This window comes from Protofrankia sp. CiP1_Cm_nod3, from assembly GCF_982290655.1.
This window is the reverse complement of the sequence record NZ_CEVIVD010000098.1, coordinates 13,477-15,376: the sequence shown is the minus strand read 5'-3', so window position 1 is coordinate 15,376 and position 1,900 is coordinate 13,477. Positions and strand designations below refer to the sequence as shown.

Genomic DNA, 1,900 nt, shown 5'->3' with positions numbered 1-1,900 from the left:
CGGCCGTGATTCCCGACGACACGGCCGGCTGTCGTGAGCCACGGCGTCCGGCCCGGTCGCGGGCGGGCACACTTTCAGGTGTGACGGACATGTCGTCGAACCCAGAAGCGGCCGGCCCGGCCAGCCCGCCGAACGACAACGGACAGGACGGACAGCCGGTGGGCACCCGGGCAGCGCGTGCCGGGGCGGCGGGCCCCCAGGAAGCAGCGGCCGGGCCGGGGAGAGCCGGGCCGCACGGCGCCCGGCGCGTCCTCTACCGCGGCGGGCGGATCCACAGCCCGGCGTCCCCGTTCGCGACGGCGATGCTGGTCGAGGACGGCCGGATCGCCTGGCTCGGCTCGGACGCGGCCGCCGGCGCACTGGCCGCCGAGAAGACCGTGGACCTCGACGACGCCCTGGTCGCCCCCGCGTTCGTGGACGCCCACGTGCACGTGACCGCCACCGGGCTCGCCCTCGACGGGCTCGACCTGTCCGGGGCACCGTCCCTGGCCCACGCCCTCGGCCAGCTGGCCGAGCACGTCCGGCGCCAGCCCACCGACGTGGTGCTCGGCACCAACTGGGACGAGACGGCCTGGCCCGAGGGCCGGGCGCCCACGGCCGCCGAACTCGACCGGGCGGCCGGCGGCGCGGCCGTCTACCTCTCCCGCGTCGACGGCCACAGCGCGGTCGTGTCGTCCACGCTCGCGGCCCGCTGCGACGCCCCCGGCCGGCCGGGCTGGCTCGGGGACGGCCGGTGCCGGGGCGAGGCCCACCACGCGGCCCGCACCACCGCCTACGACAGCGTGTCCGCCGGCCAGCGGCGGTCCGCCCAGCGCCGGGCCCGGGCACAGGCCGCAGCCCTCGGCATCGCCGCCCTGCACGAGATGGCCGGGCCGGAGGTCTCCAGCGCGGACGACCTCGCCGGCCTGCTCGCGCTCGCCGCCGCCGAACCGGGCCCCGCCGTCCACGGCTACTGGGCCGGGGACATCGACACCGCCGTCGCCCTCGGCGCCGGCCTCGGCGGCGACCTGTTCGTCGACGGCTCACTGGGATCCCGCACCGCCGCGCTGCGCGCCCCCTACGCGGACGCCCCCACCGGCGGCGCGGGCACCGGCCGCCGTGCCGGGGCCGACGGTGAGGCCGCCGGCAACCGGGGCCTGCTGCACCTGGATGTCGACGCCGTGTCCGCGACGGTCGTGCAGGCCGCCGAGGCCGGTCTGCAGGCCGGCTTCCACGCGATCGGGGACGCCGCCCTCGACACCGTCCTCGACGGCTTCGAACAGGCCGCCGACAAGATCGGCCTGCCGCGGATCCTGGCCGGCCGGCACCGCGTCGAGCACTGCGAGATGGCCGACGCCGCCCAGATCGCGCGGATGGCCCGCCTCGGCCTGACCGCCGTCGTGCAGCCGGCCTTCGACGCCTGCTGGGGCGGCCGGGACGGCATGTACGCCCAGCGGCTGGGCGCCGGCCGGGCGGGCGCGATGAACCCGTTCGCCGCGATGGCCACCGCGGGTGTCGTCCTCGCGCTGTCCTCGGACGCCCCGGTGACCCCGCTGGACCCGTGGGGCGGGGTACGTGCCGCGGCCGCGCACCGCACACCGTCGGCGGCGCTGAGCGCCCGGGCGGCGTTCGCCGCCGCGACCAGGGGCGGGTGGCGGGCGGCCCGGGCCGACGGCGACGGCAGCGGGCTGCTCGCCCCCGGCGCCCCCGCGACGTTCGCGGTCTGGCGGGTGACGGGGGAGCTGGTGGTGCAGGTACCGGACTCCCGCGTCGCGGCATGGTCCACCGACCCGCGCGCCGCCGTCGCCGGCCTGCCCGATCTCGACGGGCCCACGCCGGCCTGCGTACGCACGGTCGTGCGCGGCACGATCATCCACGACCTGCTGTAGGGCCCGCCGGAGCGCTTCCGGCAGGAAGCCGT

1 protein-coding gene is annotated in these 1,900 nt (G+C 78.7%); it reads left to right on the top strand.

Annotation, left to right across the window (positions count from 1 at the left end):
* The first annotated feature begins 89 nt into the window (after positions 1–89).
* Positions 90–1,868, top strand: coding sequence for an amidohydrolase (locus AC5LUJ_RS17230; protein ID WP_493465289.1), 1,779 nt, complete (start codon positions 90–92; stop codon positions 1,866–1,868).
* Positions 1,869–1,900: the final 32 nt, after the last annotated feature.

Excerpts from the sequence above, each read along its gene's own strand:
- AC5LUJ_RS17230 (WP_493465289.1), top strand. The coding sequence starts at position 90 with ATGTCGTCGAACCCAGAAGCGGCCGGCCCGGCCAGCCCGCCGAACGAC.